Origin of the sequence: Acinetobacter sp. EKM10A, from assembly GCF_011075215.1 — a bacterium.
Taxonomy (GTDB): domain Bacteria; phylum Pseudomonadota; class Gammaproteobacteria; order Pseudomonadales; family Moraxellaceae; genus Acinetobacter; species Acinetobacter baumannii.
This window is the reverse complement of sequence record NZ_JAALLK010000001.1, coordinates 387648-412869: the sequence shown is the minus strand read 5'-3', so window position 1 is coordinate 412869 and position 25222 is coordinate 387648. Positions and strand designations below refer to the sequence as shown.

Below are 25222 nucleotides of genomic sequence, written 5' to 3'. Positions count from 1 at the left end.
GTTCTAGAACTTAAACTAATAGGTCCAGTTCACGCTAAACCCAGTCGTGTAATCATCCGTCTCGAAGTGATCTGGCTTTTTCAACGGTGCTCCGACAAAAGCGTCATAATTCAAATGTAGCGGTGCAATTTGTCCACGCAATCCAATAACTGCACCTAACAAACTGGTACCTGGTAAAGGGTTTGGATAATGCGCGGTTTTCCCCCCCACCTCTCCATAATCAATACCTGCATACCACGAATGTGATTTATTCATGATTGAGCCACTCAGTTCATTGCGAACTAAAAAACCATTATCTGCCAATAAAGTTTGTTCACCGTCAAAACCCCTTACGGTATAACGGTTTCCAATCGAGAATCGGTCTTGCGGTGTCAAAGGCTTATTACTGTGTTGGGTACGCCATTCTGCAAGATATTGAAGGTTCTGTTGCCCCACTTTAAAAGGAACTTGTAAACTGGCATTGGCCTGCAAAATGCCTACATGTGTATAAGCCTCACCAAAGCTTTCTTCTGGTGCTCTCATTGCATTAAGCCAGCCTGTACCACGCTTATAAGTCACATTACCGCTTAATGTTGCATTAGAAAAATATTCAGTATGATCAAGAGTTGCTTTCCAGCCTGCAGTTTTACGGCGCTGTACCTCAACTTCTACATCATTAATATAATTTTGTGATTCACGGTACCACCCACCAAAACCTACAGCAGTTTTACGGTGTGCATCTCGATAAATAATTCGAGATAAGTCTGCATTAATGAGTTCGCTTTTACCGCTATATTGATAAGTTTCACTACTTCCAGCAACTGTTTGCAGATAGTTAGAACGACTATAACTGGTTGAAAACAACCAATAATCAAATGGAATGGTATAACTTGCATAAAAGCCATCTGTACCATGTTTACCAGAACCATTGCTACCTAAATCATGGTTATAACTGATATAAAATAAATCATTTAAAGTTAACACATGGTCAAGTGACAAGGTCGCTGTACCTTGGTATTTTCCAGTAGCATCAGAACCTGAATCATCAATCCCCACATGTAAGCGATAAGGTTTAGCTTGTTGCCATGCAAGAATCACATCACTATAACCCGGTTCATTTTTTTGTTCTGCTGGCTGAATTTTAAAATCAGCCTCAACCGTAGGTACACGTTTAAAGTTTTCTAAGCCTTGCTCCATATCACGAATATTTAAAAGCGCTCCCGACTTCATCGGTAAAGCATTCCATAAATGTGCTCGTTTAGAGGTACCATCGGCAAACTTAATCTGATCAACTCGGCCAGGAATAACACGAACCCGAACTGTGCCAGATGCAATATTTTGCTGAGGTAGTAACACTCGTGTTGTGACATAACCATCTGCAATAATTTTATTTTGGACAAGATCAAGTGCCTGATTAAGACCATTTACACCTAAACAACGTCCAATAATATTGTTCTTACCAGTTGTAACCACATTAAAGCTAGAAATGAATTGATGAGCTAAATCACCTTCTAAAAGTATTTTTTTAATTTCAAAGCAAGGTGTTTCACTATTAGAGTGTAAATATTGTAATTGCTGAGCTGAAATTTTATTTTGTTCTTGCCCTAAATTCACACTTACGTTCGGCTGAATCTGTTTTTCTAATGCAGTATCTCGCTGCTGTTGCCGAATGGTCTGATCAGCCTGAATTCTCTGTCGAATTGGATCATCCGAGTCCGCAGCAAAACTTAGGCCCCCCGTTAGTGATAAGCAGATGAATAAGACACTTTTATTAAATTTGTTATAGTTCAACATATAAAATTAAACCGTGATTAATATCAACTTAATTTTATTTTAACAAAACCTTAACAAAGTGGAAGCATTTTTTATACAGATTTGTCTGTATGTAAAATAAATCTTATTTTCTTAAATCTTACTTTTATAAGATATTAGTTTTAAATCACAATTTATTTATAAAAATCAGCTAGACATAAAAAAAGCTCCCGTAACAGGAGCTTTTTTAGAATCTTGGCAGAGGATCAAGGACTCGAACCTTGACGAACGGTTTTGGAGACCGTCATGCTACCATTACATCAATCCTCTATAGATAATTAAACCATTCAGATTTAATCATAAAAAAAGCAAGATCATCGTCTTGCTTCTTTCTATGGTGGGGGCGAAGAGACTCGAACTCTTACACCTTGCGGCGCTGGAACCTAAATCCAGTGCGTCTACCAATTTCGCCACGCCCCCATCTGGGACATTTATTTAAAATAAATGTGGCAGAGGATCAAGGACTCGAACCTTGACGAACGGTTTTGGAGACCGTCATGCTACCATTACACCAATCCTCTTCCGAGATCTAGATGTCTTAACATCTATATCAAACTTTAAGACTTAACTTAAAGTGGTGGGGGCGAAGAGACTCGAACTCTTACACCTTGCGGCGCTGGAACCTAAATCCAGTGCGTCTACCAATTTCGCCACGCCCCCGATGGCTGTGTATATTAGCGATAAGATCTAACAGTGACAAGTGTTTTTTTTTCAAAAAAAACTGACCGAGTAATTTGTATACAGTTACTAGATCAATGATTTTTATCAGGTTGAGAGCATTTTTAAGCAATTTATCGCTTCATGTACATTTGAAAACCGGTTTTGCTGCTGTTTTTGTAACAAGCCTGAAAGTAGTGGCAAGAAAACTTGGAACGAACTTGGTAATACCACATTTAATTTTTGACAGTGCAATACCGCCCACTCATGGTAACTATTTGCTTGTAAACGAGTTTGCGTTAACCATTCATACAATACGATTCCCAATGCATATAAATCACTTTGAACGGTTTTATTGGCACCATGAAATAGCTCTGGCGCCATATACCGTGGTGTAGCATCAGTTATTGGATCAGGGCTTGAAATAAGCCGTGTTTTTTCAAAGTCAATTAAATAAAGCTCTTGCTTAAACTTTCGAAAATGTTCTTTTTTAATATCACCATGAATCCATCCTAACTCATGAAGCTCTGCTAATTTAACAAGTGCCAGATAGATTTTCTCATTTATATTTTTTAAATTTTGCTTTTGATCTAAATCATTAAACCAATAATCTGTATCCGGTAAAACTAATACTTTTCCTTGAAATTGTAGTCGTTGGGAAATAGTTCTGCCCTCAATAATTTTAAATGGCAAAAGCCAATTCGTTTTTTTATATGTAATATCTTCATAAAATTGCAATTCATGCAAAAAATCTTGCTCACTTTGAGCATGTACATTTGGCAAATGAAATTTTAACCAGTAGGAATCAGCATCTATAGTACATGTCCATAGATGCCGTCCTAAAGCATCACTTCTAGGCTTTGTCACACATTTTAGGTTTTCTATATGAGAAGCAAAATCATGCTTCAGCATAATAAGACTCTGGCTGTTGTTTCTTTTCTTCAAAACGTAAAACTTCTAAACAGTGCTGAATCGTTTTACCAATACGCGCGTGCGTTTCAATAGAAGAGATTTTAGGCCAAGTCGCGCGCTCGCCTTCTCGCTGTAAACGTTTAAACAAATGTGGGCGTGGGTTTTGTAGCGTATAGGCATAATGTTTTAAGCTATATTTAGCAATAATATTAACATCACCATAATAGCGCTGCCCTACTACGCCATATCCATGATCGAGCAGTCTTCTTACGGGTGAAATCGCGCCTAATCTTTGACGTGTAAAGTCCATCAGCCCCATTGAAAGTACTTTACCTTGGCGTCTTAAAATTCGTTCAGGCCAACTTAAAACGTCTTTACGGAAACGACGCGCATCATCTTGCATAAACGGTACAACATGTGGATTCACTTGACTAGCTATGGTGTAGTTTAAATTATAAAGTCTTGCCATTCTTTCTTGTGGGAAATCGCTACGTACACTACCGTCTACCCATTTAGTATTTGCCATATATGGAGTATGTTCACCATCATAACGCTTACTGGTTAAACGCACAGGTGGAAATAAAACTGGCACAGCACAAGAAGCCAATACCGCACTCCAAACCAAAACATTTGGGGTCATAATCGCATTCATAATTCGAGGGTTTTCAGTTGCATCGTACGGCGCAACAGCAACATTAATATTCAAACCTGATTTTTTGAATGCTTCTTCAAAAGTAAGATCGCCTAAATTTTCAATTAAGAATTTTTTTAAATAGTGAACATCGGCAATCCCACCATTCCCTTTTATAAGTTCACGAAGTTTTCTAAAGTGAAAAGCATCACTAAAAAATTGCTCACCATTTAGCAAGTTTTGGATATCTTCACTGGCAGAAATTCCCAACATACCCGTCATAATGGCACCCGCACTTGAACCAGACAGGACTTTAGGCATTAAATCTTGTTCAATTAAAGCTTTACATACACCAGTATGGAAAAGACCTAAGGTTGCTCCCCCCGAAAACATAAGAGCAGGTTGTCCATATGCTTTTTCACAGTTTTCAAAGAATTCGATTTTTTCTTTTCTTTGGAATGTAATACATTCACTAGATGCAATGTAAGCTAAGCTTTGACTGACTTCTTCAATATAATCTTCAATTAATTTTTTTGTGCCTACATGTGTGGCAGCAAACAACATAGGGTGGCCAATATTTGCAATATCGTAGGTCAACCCTTCTTTTAAAAGATAAATCAAATCTAAAGTGCGATGTTGCTGACGATATCTTTTCAGTAAAGTGTAACGATAAGAAATGAGCTCGGCATCGAAGTAAGGCGAACTATTATCAAACTTCCACTCTTGTGCCCCAGTTTCTTCATCCAGTTTTAATGCAAAAGACTTCCACTCTTCATAAGATTCAGCCATGTCTAACTGACGTTGTAATTTTTTGATACGGTAAGCCTGATGCGGATTCATATCACTTCGTATTTTTTCAAACATATTTCGTCCTCATCTTCACAGATGATTTTACTGAATAGACATGACAACACTATGCTCGGTCTGAACATTTCAATCAATTGCAAAACCGATAAACTGCATGAGTTGTATCTTTTTTGTCAGCTTGCAAATTTCGGTGTTAGTATCCTAGTAAATTACTGTTTAACATGATTGATTAACCATGGCTACCATTGATTTACCCGACAATTTAGTTCAAACCTTATCACTTGTATTAAATCAGTTACAGCAGGTCTTACCTGAACCGAAACAAGAGACCGATTTTACTGCCCCTGCTTTTAGATGGGAAAACCAGCAGCTTAAAGCCATTTATACACCTAAAAATATTTATCTTGATGACTTAAAAGGCATCGAAAGACAAAAAGAAAAGATCATTCAAAATACTTTGCAGTTTTTAAATGGCTTACCGGCAAATGATGTACTTTTAACGGGTTCACGTGGTACGGGTAAATCCTCTATTGTTCGTGCTTTACTCACGGAGTATGCACCTCAAGGATTACGTTTGATTGAAATTGAACGTGATGATTTAGCAGACTTACCGAAGATTCAAAAAATTATTCAAAACCGACCTGAAAAATACATCGTCTATTGTGATGATCTAGCATTTAATGCTGAAGATGAAAATTACCGTAGTTTAAAAAGCGTATTAGATGGTTCCTTACAGTCGGGTTCAACAAATTTTATTATTTATGCGACCAGTAACCGTCGTCACTTATTACCTGAGTTCATGCATGAAAACACCCCTGTAACCAAAGTAGATGTGCCTCAATATACTGAGCTTCATCCGCAAGAAGCGATTGAAGAAAAGATCTCTTTGTCTGACCGTTTTGGTTTGTGGTTATCTTTTTATCCAATGGATCAAAACTTATATTTAGAAATCGTAGAGCATTATCTAGATAAAGCAAACATGCATTTTAATGATGAAGTTCGTGCTGAAAGCTTGCGTTGGTGCCAAATGCGGGGTCAGCGCTCTGGTCGAGCTGCTTATCAGTTTTCTAAGCATTGGATTGGTTTAAACGCCTTAAAAGATTTGTCTAACAATTAAATAAAATGTCCCGCAAAGCCTTAGCTTTGGCCTATAAACCGCTTAGCTTTGGCAGTTGTTTTTCATAACCTAAAACAAAGATAGCCCTTCTTTAGGTTTATATATGAAAAAACAATTGCCAAAAATTTCTACAACAAGTAAAGCGCTTGCTAAAAGTTTATTACTTGCACAAGGCGTTTTAGACCAAGCAAAAAAATATTCAACTCTTCCTTTTACTCAAACTCATATCATCCGTCCACGAATTGACGAAAAATATTATAGCTGGACACACTACGGTATCTTTTTCCCACTTTTACCAGAGCCGCATCGTTACTTAAATATTATGATTTTAATCGGTACACCAGGTGCACTTGCTTTTGATCATGATGACATCATCACTGGTAACCCGAGAAAAACCGCTACTTTCTTTTCAAGCACAGCTGCTCTGGAACAAGCTTTACTGAAGGCCTATATCATTCCTAAAAATACAAAAATTAATAAAGATGGGACCTTAATAGAACTAGGTCAGGAAATTTTAATTCAAGGAAAATTTCCACACATCCATATTAATGGACATTATGATGGGTTTGATTTCGACTTTGATATCGATATCACTTCACATGTTTCATGGTTTATAAAAACACCAATCTATGATCATTTTAGTTTATTGGCAAAGTTTAAAGGCTTTTTAAACTATCAAGCAAAACGCATTGAAACCCAAGGACTTTGTACTTACGAATATGCACGAGCAGTGGGTCCTCACTCCATTACAAATAAACTTATTCCTGATGCATATAAACTGCCACTTGATTTTTTTACTTATCAAATTATCAATTTAAACGAGGCCACTCAACTTCTTCTTACCAAAGCCGATATTGCAGGACAAACAGCTACATACACCTTACATATTAGATATCTGGACCAGCCAGCTGAAATTTACACAGATGTAAGCTTTGATATTATTTCGCATCAAGTTGATGACTTCGTTTCACCTAGTGGGCAAAAAATGCGACTTCCAAAATATTTTTCATGGATCGCTCGAAATGATGCAAAGCAAATTATCTTAAACATTCAGGCAGAAATTGACTGCCCATTCCGCTATGGTCATGGGCGAGGTTATGCAAGTAGCTATATATTTACTGGTCATTATTTTGGCAATGAAGTTCAAGGCCGTGGATACATCGAATATATTGATATCGAAAATCCACAAGCCTTTGACGATGAATAATTTTACTCAGGAATAGTAAGTTCAGTCATTGGCCATCTTGGTGTGGTCGTTACAGCTAAACCATCATGCTGACCTGCTTTTAAACGCTGATAACCTGCAAATGCAATCATTGCACCATTATCAGTACATAAAGCAGGTTCTGCATAGTAAACCTGAGCTTTAATTCTCGCCAATGAAGTTTCCAACTGTTCACGTAATCGTAAATTTGCACTTACCCCACCAGCAATTACTAAACGTTTAAGACCAGTTTGCTTTAAAGCTTTTACAGATTTTTTTACTAAGGTATCTACAATGGCTTCTTGGAATGAAGCAGCAATATCAGCATCACGGTTTTCGCCGTTCAATTTTTTCAACTGAACAGAAACTGCCGTCTTTAAACCACTAAAAGAAAAGTCTAAGCCCTGATGAAGCATTGGGCGTGGAAATTCAAATGCTAAAGGATCACCAGATAACGCCAACTTAGCAATATTTGGTCCACCTGGATACGGCAGATTCATCATTTTTGCGACTTTGTCGAAAGCTTCACCCGCCGCATCATCAATTGACTCCCCTAATAGCTCATATTGACCAATACCATGAGCTGCCATCAATTGTGTATGACCACCTGAAACAAGCAATGCAACAAATGGAAACTCAGGCGGTTGGCTTGAAAGCAAAGGAGCTAACATATGGCCTTCCATGTGGTGAACACCAATTGCCGGTTTATTAAGTGAAAATGCTAAAGTTCTTCCAAACAAGGCTCCAGTCATTAACGCTCCCATTAAACCCGGGCCACGTGTATATGCGACTGCATCAATTTCCTGTTTCTTAACACCACTTTGTTCAAGCAGCTGATTCATTAAAGGAATAAGCTTACGAACATGGTCACGAGAAGCTAACTCTGGAACCACACCACCATATTCGGCATGAAGTTTTATCTGGCTATAAAGAACCTGTCCCCGTAAGCCGAGTTCGCTATCATAAAGTGCCAACCCTGTTTCATCACAAGAAGTTTCCAAGCCTAAAACAATCATCAAAACTGCCTTTTATATGAGTCAAAATATTGCAATCGCTATTATAGACTTGTGATATGAGTTGTAAATGAGTAAAATACTGACCTTCACTTGTGATCTGGCGCAATGGTGTGCCTGATCTTATCCATAATCTAGAGGATTTTACATGCCACAAGTTAAGTTGAAAGAAGGCGAACCAGTTGACGTAGCTATCCGTCGTTTCAAACGTTCATGCGAAAAAGCTGGTGTTTTAGCTGACGTTCGTAAACGCGAATTCTACGAAAAACCAACTCAAGAACGTAAGCGCAAAAAAGCTGCTGCAGTTAAACGCTACCAAAAGAAATTGGCTCGCGAATCTGTACGTACTACTCGCCTTTACTAATTAATTTGTGATTGACTGCTAACATTATGACTACTTTAAAAAACCAAATTACTGATGCATTAAAAACTTCTATGCGTGCCAAAGATATGGCAACAGTGACGGTTTTGCGTAGTCTACAAGCAGCAATTAAGCAAATCGAAGTCGATGAGCGCATAGAGCTTGACGACGCTCAGGTTCTTGCGGTCATTGAAAAGCAAATTAAACAACGTAAAGAATCGATCAAAGCCTTCGAAGGTGCTGGTCGTGATGATTTAGCTAGTAAAGAACAAGCCGAAGCTGAGGTTTTATCTCAGTTTCTACCAGAAGCTATGACTGAGGAAGAGCTTGATTCTCTCATTGAGCAAACGATTGCTGCTCAAGAAGCAACTAGCATGAAAGATATGGGTAAGGTGATGAATTCTCTACGTCCGATCATAGCCGGGCGTGCCGATCCTGCTCAAGTTTCAGCAAAAATTAAAGCTAAATTAGCTTAATCCCCTCTCTTCTTATATATCCTTAAATTAAACTTTCTCGTAAGTTTAAGTATATTTATGCCTGTGAAAATTCCAAAGTCATCCTAGACCTTAAATTTTCATTCGTCGCTCATCTTGCATTTGCTTTAATCGACTATCTATTCTGGCTGACATGGCCTGATTACCTTTTGCAAGACGTTGTGCATGCAACATCGATTTAATTGCATCCTCTTCACTACCAGACCAGTACTGTGCTTCAGCACGATAGCGCAATACATTCACAGCTCTTAATGGTGAATTTTTATCTAAATTGGCGGCTTGTTGTAATAATTGCCAACCTTGAATATCTCGGGCATTTTTATTAATAAAACGCTGCACCAAAGTTTGCACTTGAGCATACTTACCTTGACGTAATAAAACCTCAGCCAATTTGTAGCTAAAAGCTTTATTTTCAGGCATTGTCATTTGCAAGGGAGCAATCGAATTATAAGCCTGATCAAGTTTATTCTGGCCTAAATAAATATCTGTTTGAATTAAGGCAACTAATGGCTTACCGCTTGATTTCGCCTGCTCCAACGTTGCTTGGGCTTGAGTATAATCCCCTTGTTTAAGGTAGAAAGCCGACAAAGCCAATAAGCCTGCCAGATTTTTTTGCGATGCCAGACTTTGCAACTGATTTTCAGTAGCTTCTCCAGCAACCACCATGGTATACCATTTTAAAATTTCAAAATCGACATCATATATTCGACTTTTAACTTTGGGCATCTGGTTTGCTCTCAAGCGAGCCTCACTCATACGTTCAGATGTAAGAGGGTGAGTCAGCCAAAAATCTGGTAAAAAACTTACTCGGCTCGTCGCTCTATGCATCGTTTCAAAATAATCCGCCATGCTTTGCGGATTGTAACCAGCGGCATACATATATTGCATACCAATTCGGTCTGCTTCACGCTCTTGATTACGACTATAAGTGAGCTGTTTATCAAGAAGCGCTGCTTGTGTACCCAACATAACAGCGGCACCAGCGTCTCCACCAGCCTGAGCAGCTAAAGCCACCCCTGCCAACAAACCAGCCAAGCTTAAAAGGGTTTGTCCTTTAAAAGCTTCTTCCGAACGACTAAAGTGCCTTTGCGAAACGTGAGCAATTTCATGGGCCATTACCCCCGCAATTTCATCAATATTTCGTGCCGATGAGATAAGGCCAGTATTTAATGCAAATAACCCACCTGGAACAGCAAATGCGTTAATTTGAGGGTCTTTAATTACAACCAGGGCAATCGGCTGCCCCAGTTGAGTTTCACTTAAAATATTAGAGAAAACTTGAAAAAACTGATCTTCTAGCCATACATCCTGTATAACCGGCATTTGCTTATGAACTTCACGGAAAACTTTTTCGCCAATAAATTTTTCTTTCTGTTGATCGAGCAGCCCTATTCCACTTCCAATATTTGGAATTTCAACCTGTCCAGAAGCTGGCTTGGGGTCAAAAGGATTAGCGTAAGAGGCATTTGTTATCAAAGCCAAACTTAAAATAACTGGCAAAAATTTCAAAAGTTCTTCTCTTATTAAAAATTAAAATAACAAAAAAGCCCATCAATATCATGCTTCAGTTATTTTGCATCATATCAACAGGCTTTCACTATAACATTGAAAATAGACTATATTTGCAATGAAGTGTTATTCATCCTTTACACAAAATTAGGATTCACTAAATATCTAGGCGTCTTGCCTTCAAGTGCTTCCACCAAGTTTTTATAAGCTAAATTTGCCATTTTCTTACGTGTTTCAGCTGTAGCAGAACCTACGTGAGGCAAAGTGACAACATTCGGCAAAGTGAAAAGTGCAGATTCTTGCAGAGGTTCTTTCTCATAGACATCTAAACCAGCAGCAAAAATAACTTCATTTTGCAATGCTTCAATTAGGGCTTGCTCATCGACAACTGAGCCACGCGCAATATTAATAAATATGGCATGCTTTTGCATAAGCTCAAATTGAGCCTTGCCCATTAAAGCTTTAGATTCCGCATTTAAGTCAACAGCCGTCACTACAAAATCAGATTGTTGTAATAATTCTTCCAACCCCAGATATTGAGCTTTTAAAGGTTCCGCTAACTCAGGTTTCTCGCGACGATTATGGTAAACAATATTCATGTTAAATCCATAAAAGCCACGACGTGCAATTGCAGCACCAATATTACCAAGCCCAATAATACCTAATGTTTTTCCAAAAACATCGAGACCAAACTGCTGTGGCCCAACTGTTCTTTTCCACTCACCTTGTTTAGTCCAGTGATCTAGAAAAGGAACTTTTCTGGCTGCACTTAATAACAAAGTAAAAGCAAGATCTGCTGTCGTTTCAGTTAGAACATGAGGTGTGTTTGCTAACCAGATTTTTTTCTGATTTAAATAACCAACATCATAATTGTCATAACCTACAGTCACAGAAGAAATAATTTTTAATTTTTGGGCAGGAGAAAGATTACTTTCATTGAGCAAACGACCAGCCCCAATCATGCCATCAGCATCTACTACTTCTTGTCGTATCTGTTCATTAATATCACCCAGTTTAGGGTTCAATACGACAACATAGTAATCCTGCTGTAACCGTGACAAAATTTCCTCATCAATTTGGCTAAAAACCACAACCTTTTTCATGTAAATCCCTACTACTCATTGTTATCTTGCATAAGTTGCCACAATCTTTTCTTAAGAAGAGGCTTATCTAACATTTCTTTTAAACTAGCTAAATGAATAATATTTGCATGTTGAATATAGGTAGATTTACCCAAACATAAAATCTTTTTCTCTGCTGCTACAGCATCTAAGAAACCTTGAATATAAGAACCTACCCCTCGTTGATCTTGATAGGCTGCCAGAGGGAATGGCCATCTTAATTCAGAATATCGTCCTACCTTCGCCTTTTGTATATTTGCCCAAAGTTGTTTTTCTTCTGTTTCCAAAGCCGTTACATCAACAAAAATTACACATTTTTCAAGACAATAAGCCTGTAACTCAAATGGAGTAATTGTCTCTTGCTCAATGACTTTAGGTTTTTCTACAAGTATCTCTGGCTGCGAGACTTCTGCAACTACTATTGGTGGCTCTTCCACCACTTTAGGAATTTCAAACACCTGTGGCTGAGTGTTCTTTTGCTCAAAAGCAGGAACATCTATGGTAGGTACGGTAATTGACTCATGAGGTTCAACAACCTGATCTCGCCACAAAGTATGGGCATTATTTTTTTGGCACACTTGTGTTCTAGGAATCCATACGTCTATTCCTAAAGTTGCCAGTATATTTCTTTGCTGCCCAATCATGTCTAAATCAGTACCTCTAATCTACACACATTCTAACGGGCTTCTGATTTTTTTTCAGCGTTTTCTTTTAATGATACTCTTTGGAAACTACATATGTTTCTTAAATAATCATAACGCTATTTTTCTTCTGCATTTGCTCTACAATTTCATCAGACTCAAAACCAAATCGCCAATAGAGCAACTCAAGCACATCAAGTTCATCTTGAGTAATAATACGATCACTCCACAAGCACATTTCAGCAATTGCCAATATACTTAAGCGGTCACGCAGCAATAACCCAGCAATATCATTTAAAATTTCTGCCAAGTCTAAAGGTTCATCCGAAATTTCATCATAAATATGCATTTCATCAGGATTAAGCAAAGAACGTAAGATACGTTCGCGAACCTCTAACTGATTCGGACTATTGATTTGTTGCACATGAAGTAATGCATCAATTAAACGAACAATTTGAGGTTTTACCTCTTCAAATGCTGTCGGCAAATGAAGTGGCATCAAGTTTAACTCGTACTTAACACGCTCGAGTAGAAGTGCATCAAGTAATCCAATTTCCCCATCTTCTTGAATAATTAGTGCCAGTTTAGTCAAAAATTGACGAGCAATACTGGCAGGCATATGACCAATATTTTTACATGCATCATGAAATATCTGAATATGAATACGCCCATCAAGATTAAGTAAGGCATCCACAATTGCATGGCTTACTGGCGCATCTTGTGGAATAAATTCTCGATATTGACGAATCATTAAAATAGCAACCATCACCTCACGCGAACCAGTCGCAGTTTGTAATGCACGTTGAATAAGTTCAGGACGCTTTTTATTACGACGGATATCACTGCTTAACGGTTTAATTGCATCATTCAAAGCAAAACTGATTGGAGAAAGACGCAACAAAGGCAAAGGTTGTGGAGATGACCACGGCGTATAAATTTCAGTCTCAGATTCTTCTAGTACATGGAACAAACTAAATAAAGGACGATTTCGAAGTTTCTTTAAATTTTCTAATTGCAAATCTTGCAATAAAGTTGGGTTAAGCTCATAAATACGTTCACGAATACTTGGGTGAATATTCATCCAACTTTGCGGGCTAAGTGAATTCGCAAAACACATATGTGCAATCGATTCAGAATAAGCACTATGAATCTGCGAACCAGAATGGTGAACGTAAATACGCAATAAAGTTTGGGTATTAGTGCTATTTTTTAATAACCGCATCGTTTTTTGGTCATTGCGAAATGTACGACCACTTAATGTTAAATATTTAATAAAACGAGTGATTAAAACACCTAAACTTCCCGCCAACCAAATCACCCCCCCTACGGCTACAAATACAGTCTCGAACTTATGCTTATAACCCGGACTGTAGCGCTTAAACCCTTGTTTGGCGAGCTTACTCCCCCACTGACTAAAAGTAGTCAAACCACTATATAAAATTTTTAGTTTAGTATTTTCTACTGCTTCACCCGATAAAATCTGGTTAAATTCATGACCCAATAAGCCATATAGCTCTAGCTCATCAAGGTTCTGTAAGGCACCCCAAGTTAAAATAATTACAATATCATTCGAGTGAAAACCTGCCGTTAATGCATTAACACCTACTTCATCAGGTAAAACATAAAGTGTTGGAACGTTCAGGGAAAATGTTTGTGCCAGATGTTCTGTAATTTTTAATGCGGCATGTTCTTCTGGTGTACTTTCACCTTTTACCAAACGACGAGCTTTCAACTGCTTGGCAAGTGAATGGCCACCTTTACGCAAAATATAAAGTTCGGTCACCACAGACCAAACCATAATAAAAAGCAAAAGAGCAATAAAATATGGACTTAAAGCATGCCACCAAATCGGCTCGCTATAATCAAAGAAATGAACAAGTAAACCTAAAATTAGATTTAAAATAAAAATAGTTAAAAGCACAGCGACCAAACACATAGTGATGGACCATGCCATATTTTTATTTTCGATTAAATAGTGGCTTACTTCTTTCAATGTAAATAATCCCAATTACATTGTTAAGTTTCATCATAAAAGAAAAAAGCGGGAAATACCCGCTTTTTTCGGCTATTTCTATTCTTCTTTAATACCGGTCAAATCTACTGATGCTGCATCAATATTGACATCAATATAACCATCTTTTTTCTTTTTCGCAGAATCATTACGTTTCTGCTCCAAATTATTCAGATAGTCTGCATCAATTCCACCAGTTACATAGATACCATCAAAAACAGAGCAATCAAACTCGGTTAATGTAGGTACTTTACTTGTACGTACAGCGTTCTTCAAATCTTCCAAATCTTGGAAAATTAAACGATCAGCACCAATAATTTCCTGAATTTCTTCTACACTGCGCTCTGAAGCAATAAGCTCAGTTTTAGCAGGCATATCGATACCATATACATTCGGATACATCACTTTCGGTGCAGCTGAAGCAAAGTATACTTTTTTCGCACCTGAGTCACGCGCCATTTGAATGATCTCATTACACGTTGTACCACGCACAATTGAGTCATCCACTAATAGAACGTTCTTGCCTTTAAACTCTAACTCAACAGGGTTTAATTTCTGACGTACAGATTTTTTACGCTGTTGTTGACCTGGCATAATGAAGGTACGACCGATATAACGGTTTTTCATAAAACCTTCACGGAACTTCACGCCAAGAATATTTGCCAACTCTAAAGCTGAGGTACGGCTTGTATCTGGAATTGGGATAACCACGTCAATATCATGGTCTTCACCCCAGTCACGCAAAATTTTATGCGCTAATTTCTCACCCATTTTTAAGCGAGCTTTATAAACCGAAATACCATCAATAATTGCATCTGGACGAGCAAAATAAACATATTCAAAAATACATGGACGGTATTTTGGATCTGCAGCACATTGCTTTGTAAATAACTCACCATCAGCATTAATGAAAATTGCTTCACCCGGAGCAATATCACGCTCAATTTTAAAGCCAAGCGCCGTAATCGCTACAGATTCAGATGCAATGATATATTCCATCTCGCCTTGCTCAGTTACACGAGAACCGTAAATAAGCGGACGGATACCATTTGGATCACGGAAACCAACTAAGCCGTGACCAGTAATCATTGCCACGACACCATAAGCACCTTGGCAGCGCTCATGTACACGCGAAACGGTATGGAAAATATCTTCCGGCGTAGGATTTAAAGTTCCTATCTTTTGCAACTCATGAGCAAAAACGTTTAAAAGAACTTCTGAATCAGAGTCCGTATTCATGTGACGCAAATCTGTTTTGAACAGGTCATCATGAATTTCTTCTGCATTCGTCAAGTTACCATTATGTGCAAGTGTAATACCGTAAGGTGAGTTCACATAAAATGGTTGAGCTTCCGCGCTGCTCGAAGAACCGGCAGTTGGATAGCGCACATGACCAATACCGTAATTACCAAGTAATGCTCTCATATGACGAGTATGAAAAACATCACGTACCATACCGTTATCCTTACGAAGGAAAAGACGGCCTTCATGGCAGGTTACTATTCCAGCTGCATCTTGCCCACGATGCTGCAACATCGTTAATGCATCAAACAACATTTGGTTCACTGGCGATTTACCGGCTATACCAACAACTCCACACATAGCAACCTCGCAGACAAGCTAGGAATTAATAAAAAGGATTCTTTGTTGAATGGTCAGGTCGAAGCTCTGTTTCCTCCGACTCGTCCATTGGTTTTGGAGAAGTGCGCGTTACACCGCCCCCAGATGTTATCTGATGAAATGCCTCACTTGCTGCATCTTTAGAAAGCTCTGTTGCTAAAGGTGCATAAGGCAATAAAAACTGGATAAATTTGGATTGTTTCCAATGAGGCGAACTTTCTACCCAAGGACCAACACCCTGCATGGTAATAAGAACAACCAATAAACCTTTCAACGAACCAAAAGCACCACCTGCTAAACGATTTAATGGCCCCAACTTCAAACTTTTCAAGAGGCCATTTAAAAATGCAGTGACGATCCAAGTTAAAACGATAATTAAAAGTGCAATAAAAGCGAAAGCCGCGATCTTTTGAACCACCGGATCCTGACTTAAACCTGACATTGACGGAGCTAGAAGAACAGCATATTTTGCACCCATAATTAATGCAAAAATCCATCCTACCAAGTTCGCAAAGGCTTTTATAAATCCTTGTCGCAAACCGTTTAGCCCCCCAATGAGCAAAAGTATCAGAATGATGATATCAATGGTGTTCATGTTCAATTAAGTCATGGCTTCAACACATTGCTTCACAAGCGTTGGTCCCGTATAAATCAGACCACTATAAATTTGTACAAGCGTTGCTCCAGCCTGTTGTTTCGCTGCAGCTTGTTCACCCGACAAAATTCCGCCCACACCAATTAAAGGAATTTGTCCTTTTAATGTTTGAGCAAATAAACGTAAACATTCCGTACTTTTTTCAAATACAGGTGCACCCGACAAACCACCTGACTCATTACCGTAAGGCAGGTTCTCTACCCCTTCTCTCGATAAGGTCGTGTTCGTCACAATAAGACCATCAATTTTAAAATCTAATAATTGTGCCGAAATAAATTCAACATCTTCAGCTGTTAAGTCTGGAGCGACTTTAAGAACTAAAGGTACATAGTGATTATATTGCTCTGCCAACTCAAGTTGACGTGCTTTTAAGGTTTGCAATAATTCAGTTAATGCATCACCACTTTGCAAACTACGCAAATTTTTAGTATTTGGAGACGAAATATTAACCGTAATGTATGAAGCGTAGTTATAAACTTTCTCAAGACAAATCAAATAATCATCAACGGCTTTTTCGACAGGTGTATCAGCATTTTTACCAATATTAATTCCTAAAATGCCTCTAAATTTTGATGCTTTAACATTCTCGATTAGCTTATCAACGCCATCATTATTAAAACCCATGCGGTTAATAATAGCTTTAGCTTCAGGAATACGGAATAAACGTGGTTTTGGGTTACCAGATTGTGGGCGAGGTGTAATTGTACCAATTTCAATGAAACCGAAACCCAACCCAGCTAATGCATCAATATGAGCACCATTTTTATCAAGACCGGCTGCCAACCCTACCGGATTAGGAAATTCGATTCCCATACATGTAGTTGGCTTTGCTTCTACGGTCTGGCGCATCATGCCTAGCTTATGCGCTTTATCAAGCATGGATAATGTTAATTCATGGGCACGCTCTGGTGCTAAACTAAACAACATCGGGCGAGCAAGTGAATATAACATACCAATCACAGTCTACTGATTTTAGGTACGCATATTATAGGCACAGGCAGCACAAAACACCATGCTTGACACAAGCATATTTTGATATGTTATTGAACTGTCGCTGTTAATTTAATCTGACCTTCACTAGAAACCATTTCCATCTTTTGTATACTTAAGCCCATCTGTGCAAGTTGTGTTAAAAAGTTAGCTAAAATTGCATAATTCTGATGTGTTACAACAATTTGTAACTGTTCTCCATTTTGCTGGGAAGACACAGTTAAACCTTGTTGCTGAGCTACTCGTTGTATTTTTCCAGACTTATCTAGTTCAAGCTCATTGGCAGGCTTCATCGTGACTGCATTACTCTGCATCCACACCATCAAATCTTTTAAATCATTTAAACGTTTTTGCTGTTGTTCTGCCAAGGAATGCATTTTCCAAAGTGAATATCCAACAATGACGACTACAACAAAAATAGTAGTAAAGACCACCATAATACGTTCACGGACAGTTAAGCGATCTAAATATTGAACAATTTGTTCAATCCACTGATCAAAGCGGTTTTGCAACTGAGCTAACATTTTCATTATTGTATTTTCACCACCCCAATCGCACCACTACCATCAGCTTGAACATTACCTAACTCAGCTTTAAAACCTTGTTGATTAAGTTGTTGGGTTAAAGCTTGCAAATCATCTGCTGATTTTGCTTTTAATGCCATTGTTAAGATTGAAGCATCATAATTGAGTTGCTGAGCTAAAATCTGTCTTTGCATTAAAATAGGCCCAACCCGGCTTAACAGAGAAAGTGCCTGGGTATCACCTTGCTGGCTCATTCTTAAATGACTTTCGAATTGTCCTTTAATATTTTGTTCAGTCACACGACTAGATGGACCAAACCAATATTTATATTGCTCAATTGCCTGTTCAGCAGTCTGATCTGCCACCTTTTTCAATTTTACCCAACGCAATAAATCATAGCTAAACTGCACGACAATAATTGCTAGAACAACGGCGGCACAAGCTTTCCAATAATTAGAAAAAGTATGTTCTTGCCCTTTTGCTTTTGGCAAAACATTAAAAGGATGCTGCTTAGTTTTATCTAAGGGCTGAAATTGATAAACAAACTCAGAACGTTGCTCTGCGCTTGAGGCAGCTTCTAAGCTCTCTAGTTGCTCTGCTGTTAAACCGCTATATTGATAATGTGTTTCGGCTGACTGGAACTCTAAAAAAAGCCCCAAGTCATCAATAGAATTACCTAACCACTTATTCTCACGCACCAAAAGCTGATGACCAATATTACACAGAATAACTTGCTGAGCTTGTGGTTCAGGTAAAACTAGAAAATCTGGCAACAAAGCCACAAGTTTGGTTGGTAACAAAGCTAAAGAATGTTGCCATGTCTCTACCATCCCCTGAGCAACACCCAAAACAGTTAACTGATCCGCATGAAAATGGTGAAGCACTTTCATGTGATCAATCGGCAAAGTCACAAACTCTTCAAGTAGATATTTAACCCCATCAGCTCCAAGCTGTTTGTAATGGGACTTTGCCATCGTTTGCTGAAGCATTTGAGCATGACGACTCGGAAAAAAGACCGTAGCTTCTTTTCCTTGATGTATTTGCAAGTCTTGTATTAATTGATCGAGACTTGCAGCCTGCAACCAGTTTTCTCCGTTAGACCAATGCCAAACTCCATTGGTTTCAGGCATCCATATGTACAGCATGTGGGCTAAATAACCTTTTTAATTATATTGTGGGTATAAAACTATTTTTTTGTGTTGATAAACCATTTGCAATAACAGCTTGATCATAAATTCTAGCTTCAGCAAGTGCAAATGGATTGAAATTTTCATGAGTAAGTAACTCTGCAATATGCCCTACCACATTCATATGGCAAACAACCACAATCGACTCATAAGGAATTTGAGATAGCCATTCAATCGCTTCTTTTGCATCATCGTCAGGCTTAATTTTGTCGCATAACAACACTGGCACATCTTTAAAATAGGTCTGGATATGCGCCAACGTTTCCTGAGCACGCAGCAAAGGACTAACAACAAAAATATCTGGTTTTACAATATCCTTTAAAAAGGTTGCCGTTTGCTCAGCCTGTGCATGTCCACGCGCAATAAGGGGACGTTTAATATCATTACCATTTACTGGTGGAGCAGCTTCCCCATGACGAACTAATGTCAGTTGCATAAAATTTCCTTGTAAACAATTCCTGCATTATAACCACAATTTATGACATTTATTCGTCAGACTTCATGATGAGGTAAAACAAACTCGACATCACTACGGTGTCCATTTTTCATAAGAGAAAGTGCAATATTTAATGGTGGAGCGCCTTCAAAAATGACCTCATATAAAGCATTGGTTATTGGCATATATACGTCCAGTTCTTGCGCCTTGCCACGCACCTGAACAATCGTGTTAATACCTTCTGCAGTTTGACCTAATTCTTTACTCGCTTGTTCAAGCGTTTTACCAGAACCTAGCGCATAACCAATTTGATAATTACGGCTTAATGGACTATTACAAGTCGCAAATAAATCACCTACTCCAGATAAACCTAAGAACGTGAGCGGGTTTGCACCTTGTTTTACCGCGAAACGGCTCATTTCAGCCAAAGCACGCGTTAAAATCATACTCTTGGTATTTTCACCAATTTTATATGCTGCTCCAATTCCCATAGCAACGGCATAAATATTCTTAAGGGCACCGCCTAACTCAACTCCATGTACATCATCGCTACCAAAAACACGGAATAACGCACTATGAAGTGCATGCTGTACGGCATAACGGACGAGTTCAGAGTCACTTGCAATTACAGTACCAGAAGGCATACCTGCCATAATTTCTTTAGCAAGATTTGGTCCTGACAATACGCCATACGGCACTTCTGGTAATTCTTCACGAATAATATCACTCATGAAGCTAAATGTTTTAGCTTCAACACCTTTGGTTAAAGACACCACAGCTTGTGCAGTAATATAAGGCGCTATTTGTTTTAAAACGTCACGGAATGAGTGGCTTGGAATTGCAACTAAAATAATATCTCGATCACATACCGCTTGCTCAAGATCAGAAACTGCACGTAATGAAGATTCTAAAGTGAAGTCTGGTAAATAACGTTTATTAATATGGGTTTTATTAATTTCTTCTGCTGTTTCGGCATCACGAATCCAGATCATGGTATCGCAGCCATTACGAGCAGCTAAATTTGCCATGGCTGTACCAAAGCTACCGCCCCCTAAAACGGTAATACGTAATGCCGTTTTTTTATCGACCGCAACAGGTTCCACCAAATCTGTAAACTTAAATTCAGCCATGCTTTATTATCCTATTTCTTACTTTTACAGACGTTAAGCCTGCCAAACTTTTACGAATTCTTTACTATCAATATCTGCACGCGGTGCAATTGCTTTAGCTGCTGTGCCGACATAAATAATACCTGAAATCAAATCATGCGGTTGCAGACCTAAATGCTGTTTTAACCAGTTTGATTCGACAACGGCACCACTACGCCACATGGTCGAGAACCCTTGAGCTTGTAAAGATAACAAAAGATTTTGTACTGCTGCGCCTGTACTCAAAATTTGTTCGAAGTGTGGAACTTTCGGATGATCTTGTAATTGCGTAAGAGCTAAAATAAGTAGCGGAGCTCGAAAAGGATGTTGCTTCACTCGTTCAAGCTGTGCAGGATCAGACTCACCCAAATCGACCAATGCTTTTGCCAGAACTTCACCAAAAGCAGCACGTTGGTCACCTGACACAATTACAAAACGCGTTGGCTTAAGTCTATGATGATCTGGAGCTGTTAAAGCTGCCTGAAAAGCCAACTCTAACTGATCTGTATTTGGGGCTGGCTCAACTAATTGGCCAATAGACTGACGCTGATGAATATTTTGGTGAATTATTTGTATTGCTGAATCCGTCATTAATATTAATCTAACTCAAAAATTCGAAATAGATTAGCATAATCTACCGTTAATCCACCATTGAATCTAGCTTATAAACTTAGTGAATTCATAGTTTGACATTTTTTAATACAAAACATCAAAACTCATACAACGTCTTCAAAATCAATTAGAAAACTTATGTTCAAATAACCCTATCTTTTGGTGATTAACTTAGGTGCATTATGAAAAAAATAATTTTAGCGAGCGCAATGAGCGGTGTTGTTTTATTACTAGGTGCTTGTGCAACCACGCCTAAAAACACTTTAGCGATTCAAAAAGAAAATAATCAGTTTGAAGTGACTGGAATTGGCAAAACCAATTTAATTGCAAAGAATAATGCGGTTACTGCGGCACAAAAAACATGCTCTAAGAGCACAACGCCAGTTATTGTTGATGAAAAAACGTCTTACCATGGGGTTTTAAAAGATGTGGTAAGTGAAAAGACTGGTCAAATGGTAGAAGCTGCTGCGGGTGTCATCGGTACTTTAACGGGTAAAAATGCATCTTTAGCAAAAGATGATGACTATCAAACAACACTTACCTTCTATTGTAAAATAAATTAATCAAAAAAAATCCCAATCAAATGATTGGGATTTTTTATTAGCAATAACCATCTAGTCGGGTTAGAGGCAATTTCTTACCAATTGCTTTTTCAATTTCGGGTAAATAGAAAGCATCATCTTCAGATAAGAAACTAATACTTACCCCTTGTGCCCCTGCACGACCTGTACGACCAATACGATGGACATAATCATCAGACTGCTCAGGTAATGTAAAATTCACTACATGTGATACACCGTCTACATGAATACCACGACCAGCAACATCGGTTGCGATCATGATGTTATGTTTGCCTTGCTTAAACTGCTCCAACATTTTTAAACGTTTATCTTGAGCAATTTCACCAGATAGCATCCCCACTTTGTATCCATCTTTTTTCAAATGGTCGTAAAGACGACGTACCTGATCACGGCGATTGGCAAAGATCATGACTTTATCAATTGGCTCTTCACGTAAAATATCTTGTAAAAGACGATATTTATCCTGTTTAGCCACAACGTAAACACGTTGTTCGACATCATTATTGGTCTTTTGTTCAGGTTCAATTTCAACAGTTACTGGTTCAAATAACCATTGTCTTGCCAAGTTTAAGACATCATAACTAAATGTTGCAGAGAACATTAAGGTTTGTCGTTGTTCCTTACGTGGTGAATAACGCACAATACGTTTTACGGAAGGAATAAAGCCCATATCCAATAAACGGTCAGCTTCATCAATCACTAAAAATTCAATTTGATCGAGCCAAACTTCTTTTTGTTCTACAAAATCAATTAAACGCCCTGGTGTGGCAACCATGATATCGACAAAATTAGCATCAAGTTGCTTCTTCTGCTTATCGAAATCAACGCCACCTAATAGGGTCACTAGGTGTAAATTAGAAAATTTTGTGAGAGATTTTGCATCACTTTCAATCTGCAATGCCAACTCACGAGTAGGTGCTAAGATTAAAGCACGAGGCTCACCACGGAAGCGTTGCTCCTGAACCGGATTATTGAGCAAATCATTAATTACACTAATCAGAAAGGCAGCAGTCTTACCTGTTCCTGTCTGTGCTCGCCCAATTGCATCATGCCCGGCTAATGTATATTTTAAAACCTTTTGCTGAATTGGGGTCATTTGAGTAAACCCTAAAGCATCAATCGCCTTTTTAAGTTGCGGATGTAAATTCAAGGTTTCAAAACCAGATGTCATAAATACGCGCTCTAACAAACAATCTCTCGAATGAGAAGATCATTATAAACAAAAACGCCCCAATTCAAAAATTGGAGCGTCCATGATTCATCAAAAAGATGAATTAGTCTAAAGGCTGAACGTTTTCAGCTTGAAAACCTTTTTGACCTTGTACAACGCTAAATTCTACACGTTGACCGTCACGTAGAGAACGGTGACCGTCACCTACGATTGCACGGAAGTGAACGAATACATCGTCGCCGCCGTTACGTTGAATAAAACCAAAGCCTTTAGTGTCATTAAACCACTTTACTACGCCTTGTTCACGAGCTGTCATAAGTCAATCCTCAGATGATGAAAAAAGGACCTTCCGGTGTTGCAAACAGCAGAGCAAACAAGGTTTTAAAATTTTTATAATCTTAAAGCTTGTAATCATTCTGTAAAACTATCAACAATTTCCGGTTACATCCATTTGTTATAGGGTTATTAAAACAATTTAACTGTGTGGTAATTCCTAAAACGGTTCGAGCTTAACACGGGTTTATGACAATTAATAGAATTTTTTTCATTTATTTCCCCTATTTTTAGCTGTTTTTTTAAACAGCTTATTACAATAATTTTTATCAGTATTGATTAGTTGTTCTTTATATAAAGTTATGTAGTGTTTACAAAAATTTGTTAAAATAATTTTTTTAGTTGTTTTGATGATGAATGAGCACTACTTCTTCCGCTACGACGCCTATTGAAATTAATGCCCTTGGCCAACCTTGTCCAATGCCATTATTAATGTTGAAACGTGAACTTAAAAAATTATCGGGAAAACAACTATTCTTATTAAAATCATCTGACCCGCATAGTGAAATTGATGTAACACGTTATTGCCAATTACATCATTTTACGTGTCAAACCATGCAGATTTCAGAAAGAGAATTTCACTATTTAATTGAAACTCAATAATTCTTTGCTAAACTAAAAGATTAGAAACTGCATAAAATTTTACATTTCTATACCCAATTTTCCTTAATTATGAAGCCGATTCAAATTAAGATGAACTTATTGGTTAATCCATCCTATCCTATAAGGAGAACTCATGAGTGACAGCAGCAATCAATTGATGCCCCTGTCATTGTCTGCGCCCGGTGTAAACCTTGGTGCATATATCAGTACTGTCAATCAGATTCCTATTTTAACGGCTGAGCAAGAAAAAGAGCTTGCTGAGCGTTATTATTATGACCAAGATCTTGATGCCGCAAAAATGCTGGTAATGTCGCATTTACGCTTCGTCGTTCACATTGCGCGCAGCTATGCAGGTTATGGCCTACCTCAAGGTGACCTTATTCAAGAAGGTAACTTAGGCTTAATGAAAGCCGTAAAACGTTTTGACCCAAATATGGGCGTACGTCTTGTATCTTTTGCCGTCCACTGGATTAAGGCAGAAATCCACGAATATGTTATTCGTAACTGGCGTATTGTAAAAATTGCAACAACCAAAGCTCAGCGTAAACTTTTCTTCAATTTACGCAGCTTAAAAAAATCGAGTAAAAAGCTCACATTAGAAGAAGCACAATCTATTGCAAACGACTTAAATGTTACTCCAGAACAAGTTTTGGAAATGGAAGGTCGTTTAACAGCATATGATGCTGCTTTTGAAGCTCAAGGCGATGACGATGATGACACCCCGCACACTGCGCCTGTGTTATATCTTGAAGATAATCGTTATGACCCTGCTCGTTTAGTAGAAAATGAGGATTGGGAAGAACAAAGTACATCTGCTTTGCATGACGCAATGAACCAGCTAGATGACCGTTCACGTAATATTTTGCAGCGCCGTTGGTTAGATGACGATAAATCTACCCTCCATGAGCTTGCTGCTGAATATAATGTTTCTGCCGAACGTATTCGTCAGCTTGAAAAGAATGCGATGGAAAAAATTAAAGTCGCAATGTCTGCAAGCTAAAGAAAATCAAAAAATAAAAGGGCGATAAGCCCTTTTGTTTTATCTGGCTATGTTTAGCCAACCTATTCTATGGTAACGTTGCCTTTCATTATT

At 38.2% G+C, this 25222-nt stretch carries 25 protein-coding genes and 4 tRNA genes; 7 read left to right on the top strand and 22 right to left on the bottom strand.

What is annotated here, in order from left to right:
- Window positions 1-15: 15 nt before the first annotated feature.
- From G9371_RS01900 to G9371_RS01870, 7 genes are all read right to left on the bottom strand, one after another.
- The gene (locus G9371_RS01900; RefSeq protein WP_029424494.1) at window positions 16-1773 is read right to left on the bottom strand and encodes a ShlB/FhaC/HecB family hemolysin secretion/activation protein; all 1758 of its coding nucleotides are present in this window, start codon (window positions 1771-1773) and stop codon (window positions 16-18) included.
- Window positions 1774-1987: 214 nt separating this feature from the next.
- Window positions 1988-2061: transfer RNA gene (locus G9371_RS01895), tRNA-Trp, on the bottom strand.
- Between the two features lie 65 nt (window positions 2062-2126).
- Window positions 2127-2211: transfer RNA gene (locus G9371_RS01890), tRNA-Leu, on the bottom strand.
- 27 nt (window positions 2212-2238) lie between these two features.
- Window positions 2239-2312 (bottom strand) — tRNA-Trp (locus G9371_RS01885).
- A gap of 54 nt (window positions 2313-2366) precedes the next feature.
- Window positions 2367-2451, bottom strand: a tRNA-Leu gene (locus G9371_RS01880).
- A gap of 105 nt (window positions 2452-2556) precedes the next feature.
- Window positions 2557-3360 (bottom strand): protein kinase domain-containing protein, encoded by an 804-nt coding sequence (locus G9371_RS01875; protein WP_000912076.1) that lies wholly within the window; start codon window positions 3358-3360, stop codon window positions 2557-2559.
- Entirely contained in the window at window positions 3347-4855 is a 1509-nt protein-coding gene (locus G9371_RS01870) for a DUF3336 domain-containing protein (RefSeq protein ID WP_000461855.1), read from the bottom strand. The genes G9371_RS01875 and G9371_RS01870 overlap by 14 nt, the downstream gene beginning before the upstream one ends.
- Before the next feature lie 178 nt (window positions 4856-5033).
- On the opposite strand from G9371_RS01870, the gene G9371_RS01865 reads away from it, so the two are divergent.
- Both G9371_RS01865 and G9371_RS01860 read left to right on the top strand, forming a co-directional pair.
- Complete coding sequence (locus G9371_RS01865) at window positions 5034-5915, top strand: ATP-binding protein (protein WP_029424495.1); 882 nt, start codon at window positions 5034-5036, stop codon at window positions 5913-5915.
- 103 nt (window positions 5916-6018) lie between these two features.
- Complete coding sequence (locus G9371_RS01860) at window positions 6019-7122, top strand: DUF6670 family protein (RefSeq protein ID WP_029424496.1); 1104 nt, start codon at window positions 6019-6021, stop codon at window positions 7120-7122.
- A gap of 2 nt (window positions 7123-7124) precedes the next feature.
- On the opposite strand, the gene tsaD is transcribed toward G9371_RS01860, so the two are convergent.
- Window positions 7125-8135, bottom strand: coding sequence for a tRNA (adenosine(37)-N6)-threonylcarbamoyltransferase complex transferase subunit TsaD (tsaD, locus tag G9371_RS01855; RefSeq protein ID WP_000636264.1), 1011 nt, complete (start codon window positions 8133-8135; stop codon window positions 7125-7127).
- Window positions 8136-8280: 145 nt separating this feature from the next.
- Between tsaD and rpsU the strand changes: the two genes are divergently transcribed.
- On the top strand, window positions 8281-8496 hold the full coding sequence (gene rpsU / locus G9371_RS01850; protein WP_001136722.1) for a 30S ribosomal protein S21: 216 nt from the start codon (window positions 8281-8283) through the stop codon (window positions 8494-8496).
- Window positions 8497-8522: 26 nt separating this feature from the next.
- Window positions 8523-8969: a GatB/YqeY domain-containing protein gene (locus G9371_RS01845; RefSeq protein WP_000209410.1), complete on the top strand. Its 447-nt coding sequence runs from the start codon at window positions 8523-8525 to the stop codon at window positions 8967-8969.
- A gap of 90 nt (window positions 8970-9059) precedes the next feature.
- Here G9371_RS01845 and G9371_RS01840 read toward each other — a convergent pair whose 3' ends face one another.
- The 12 genes from G9371_RS01840 to G9371_RS01785 form a co-directional block, all read right to left on the bottom strand.
- Window positions 9060-10487: a M48 family metalloprotease gene (locus G9371_RS01840; RefSeq protein ID WP_085941241.1), complete on the bottom strand. Its 1428-nt coding sequence runs from the start codon at window positions 10485-10487 to the stop codon at window positions 9060-9062.
- Between the two features lie 146 nt (window positions 10488-10633).
- The gene (locus G9371_RS01835; RefSeq protein ID WP_029424497.1) at window positions 10634-11599 is read right to left on the bottom strand and encodes a 2-hydroxyacid dehydrogenase; all 966 of its coding nucleotides are present in this window, start codon (window positions 11597-11599) and stop codon (window positions 10634-10636) included.
- Between the two features lie 11 nt (window positions 11600-11610).
- Complete coding sequence (locus G9371_RS01830) at window positions 11611-12261, bottom strand: hypothetical protein (protein WP_029424498.1); 651 nt, start codon at window positions 12259-12261, stop codon at window positions 11611-11613.
- A gap of 100 nt (window positions 12262-12361) precedes the next feature.
- Entirely contained in the window at window positions 12362-14251 is a 1890-nt protein-coding gene (locus G9371_RS01825; protein WP_000665946.1) for a M48 family metalloprotease, read from the bottom strand.
- Window positions 14252-14329: 78 nt separating this feature from the next.
- Entirely contained in the window at window positions 14330-15871 is a 1542-nt protein-coding gene (gene purF / locus G9371_RS01820) for an amidophosphoribosyltransferase (protein WP_000334670.1), read from the bottom strand.
- Between the two features lie 25 nt (window positions 15872-15896).
- Complete coding sequence (locus G9371_RS01815) at window positions 15897-16484, bottom strand: CvpA family protein (protein WP_001091966.1); 588 nt, start codon at window positions 16482-16484, stop codon at window positions 15897-15899.
- A 6-nt stretch (window positions 16485-16490) separates the two neighbouring features.
- Window positions 16491-17495, bottom strand: coding sequence for a quinone-dependent dihydroorotate dehydrogenase (locus tag G9371_RS01810; protein ID WP_000966986.1), 1005 nt, complete (start codon window positions 17493-17495; stop codon window positions 16491-16493).
- 89 nt (window positions 17496-17584) lie between these two features.
- Complete coding sequence (gspM, locus tag G9371_RS01805) at window positions 17585-18064, bottom strand: type II secretion system protein GspM (protein WP_000782994.1); 480 nt, start codon at window positions 18062-18064, stop codon at window positions 17585-17587.
- Window positions 18064-19203 carry a type II secretion system protein GspL gene (gene gspL / locus G9371_RS01800; protein ID WP_029424499.1) on the bottom strand — a complete coding sequence of 380 codons (1140 nt, stop codon included), beginning with the start codon at window positions 19201-19203 and terminating at the stop codon, window positions 18064-18066. The genes gspM and gspL overlap by 1 nt, the downstream gene beginning before the upstream one ends.
- 22 nt (window positions 19204-19225) lie before the next feature.
- Window positions 19226-19681: a SixA phosphatase family protein gene (locus tag G9371_RS01795; protein ID WP_029424500.1), complete on the bottom strand. Its 456-nt coding sequence runs from the start codon at window positions 19679-19681 to the stop codon at window positions 19226-19228.
- Window positions 19682-19737: 56 nt separating this feature from the next.
- Window positions 19738-20811 carry an NAD(P)H-dependent glycerol-3-phosphate dehydrogenase gene (locus G9371_RS01790; RefSeq protein ID WP_000807316.1) on the bottom strand — a complete coding sequence of 358 codons (1074 nt, stop codon included), beginning with the start codon at window positions 20809-20811 and terminating at the stop codon, window positions 19738-19740.
- A 33-nt stretch (window positions 20812-20844) separates the two neighbouring features.
- Complete coding sequence (locus G9371_RS01785) at window positions 20845-21420, bottom strand: nitroreductase (protein ID WP_000132180.1); 576 nt, start codon at window positions 21418-21420, stop codon at window positions 20845-20847.
- A gap of 203 nt (window positions 21421-21623) precedes the next feature.
- On the opposite strand from G9371_RS01785, the gene G9371_RS01780 reads away from it, so the two are divergent.
- Window positions 21624-22004, top strand: coding sequence for a hypothetical protein (locus G9371_RS01780; protein ID WP_000720482.1), 381 nt, complete (start codon window positions 21624-21626; stop codon window positions 22002-22004).
- A gap of 37 nt (window positions 22005-22041) precedes the next feature.
- Here G9371_RS01780 and rhlB read toward each other — a convergent pair whose 3' ends face one another.
- Window positions 22042-23193: an ATP-dependent RNA helicase RhlB gene (rhlB, locus tag G9371_RS01775; protein WP_000200418.1), complete on the bottom strand. Its 1152-nt coding sequence runs from the start codon at window positions 23191-23193 to the stop codon at window positions 22042-22044.
- Between the two features lie 103 nt (window positions 23194-23296).
- A complete protein-coding gene (locus G9371_RS01770) occupies window positions 23297-23509 on the bottom strand; it encodes a cold-shock protein (RefSeq protein ID WP_000126912.1) in 213 nt (70 codons plus the stop codon).
- Between the two features lie 374 nt (window positions 23510-23883).
- On the opposite strand from G9371_RS01770, the gene G9371_RS01765 reads away from it, so the two are divergent.
- Together G9371_RS01765 and rpoH are read left to right on the top strand one after the other, a co-directional pair.
- Complete coding sequence (locus tag G9371_RS01765) at window positions 23884-24129, top strand: sulfurtransferase TusA family protein (RefSeq protein ID WP_000108398.1); 246 nt, start codon at window positions 23884-23886, stop codon at window positions 24127-24129.
- Between the two features lie 133 nt (window positions 24130-24262).
- Complete coding sequence (gene rpoH, locus G9371_RS01760) at window positions 24263-25129, top strand: RNA polymerase sigma factor RpoH (RefSeq protein ID WP_001285359.1); 867 nt, start codon at window positions 24263-24265, stop codon at window positions 25127-25129.
- Window positions 25130-25222: the final 93 nt, after the last annotated feature.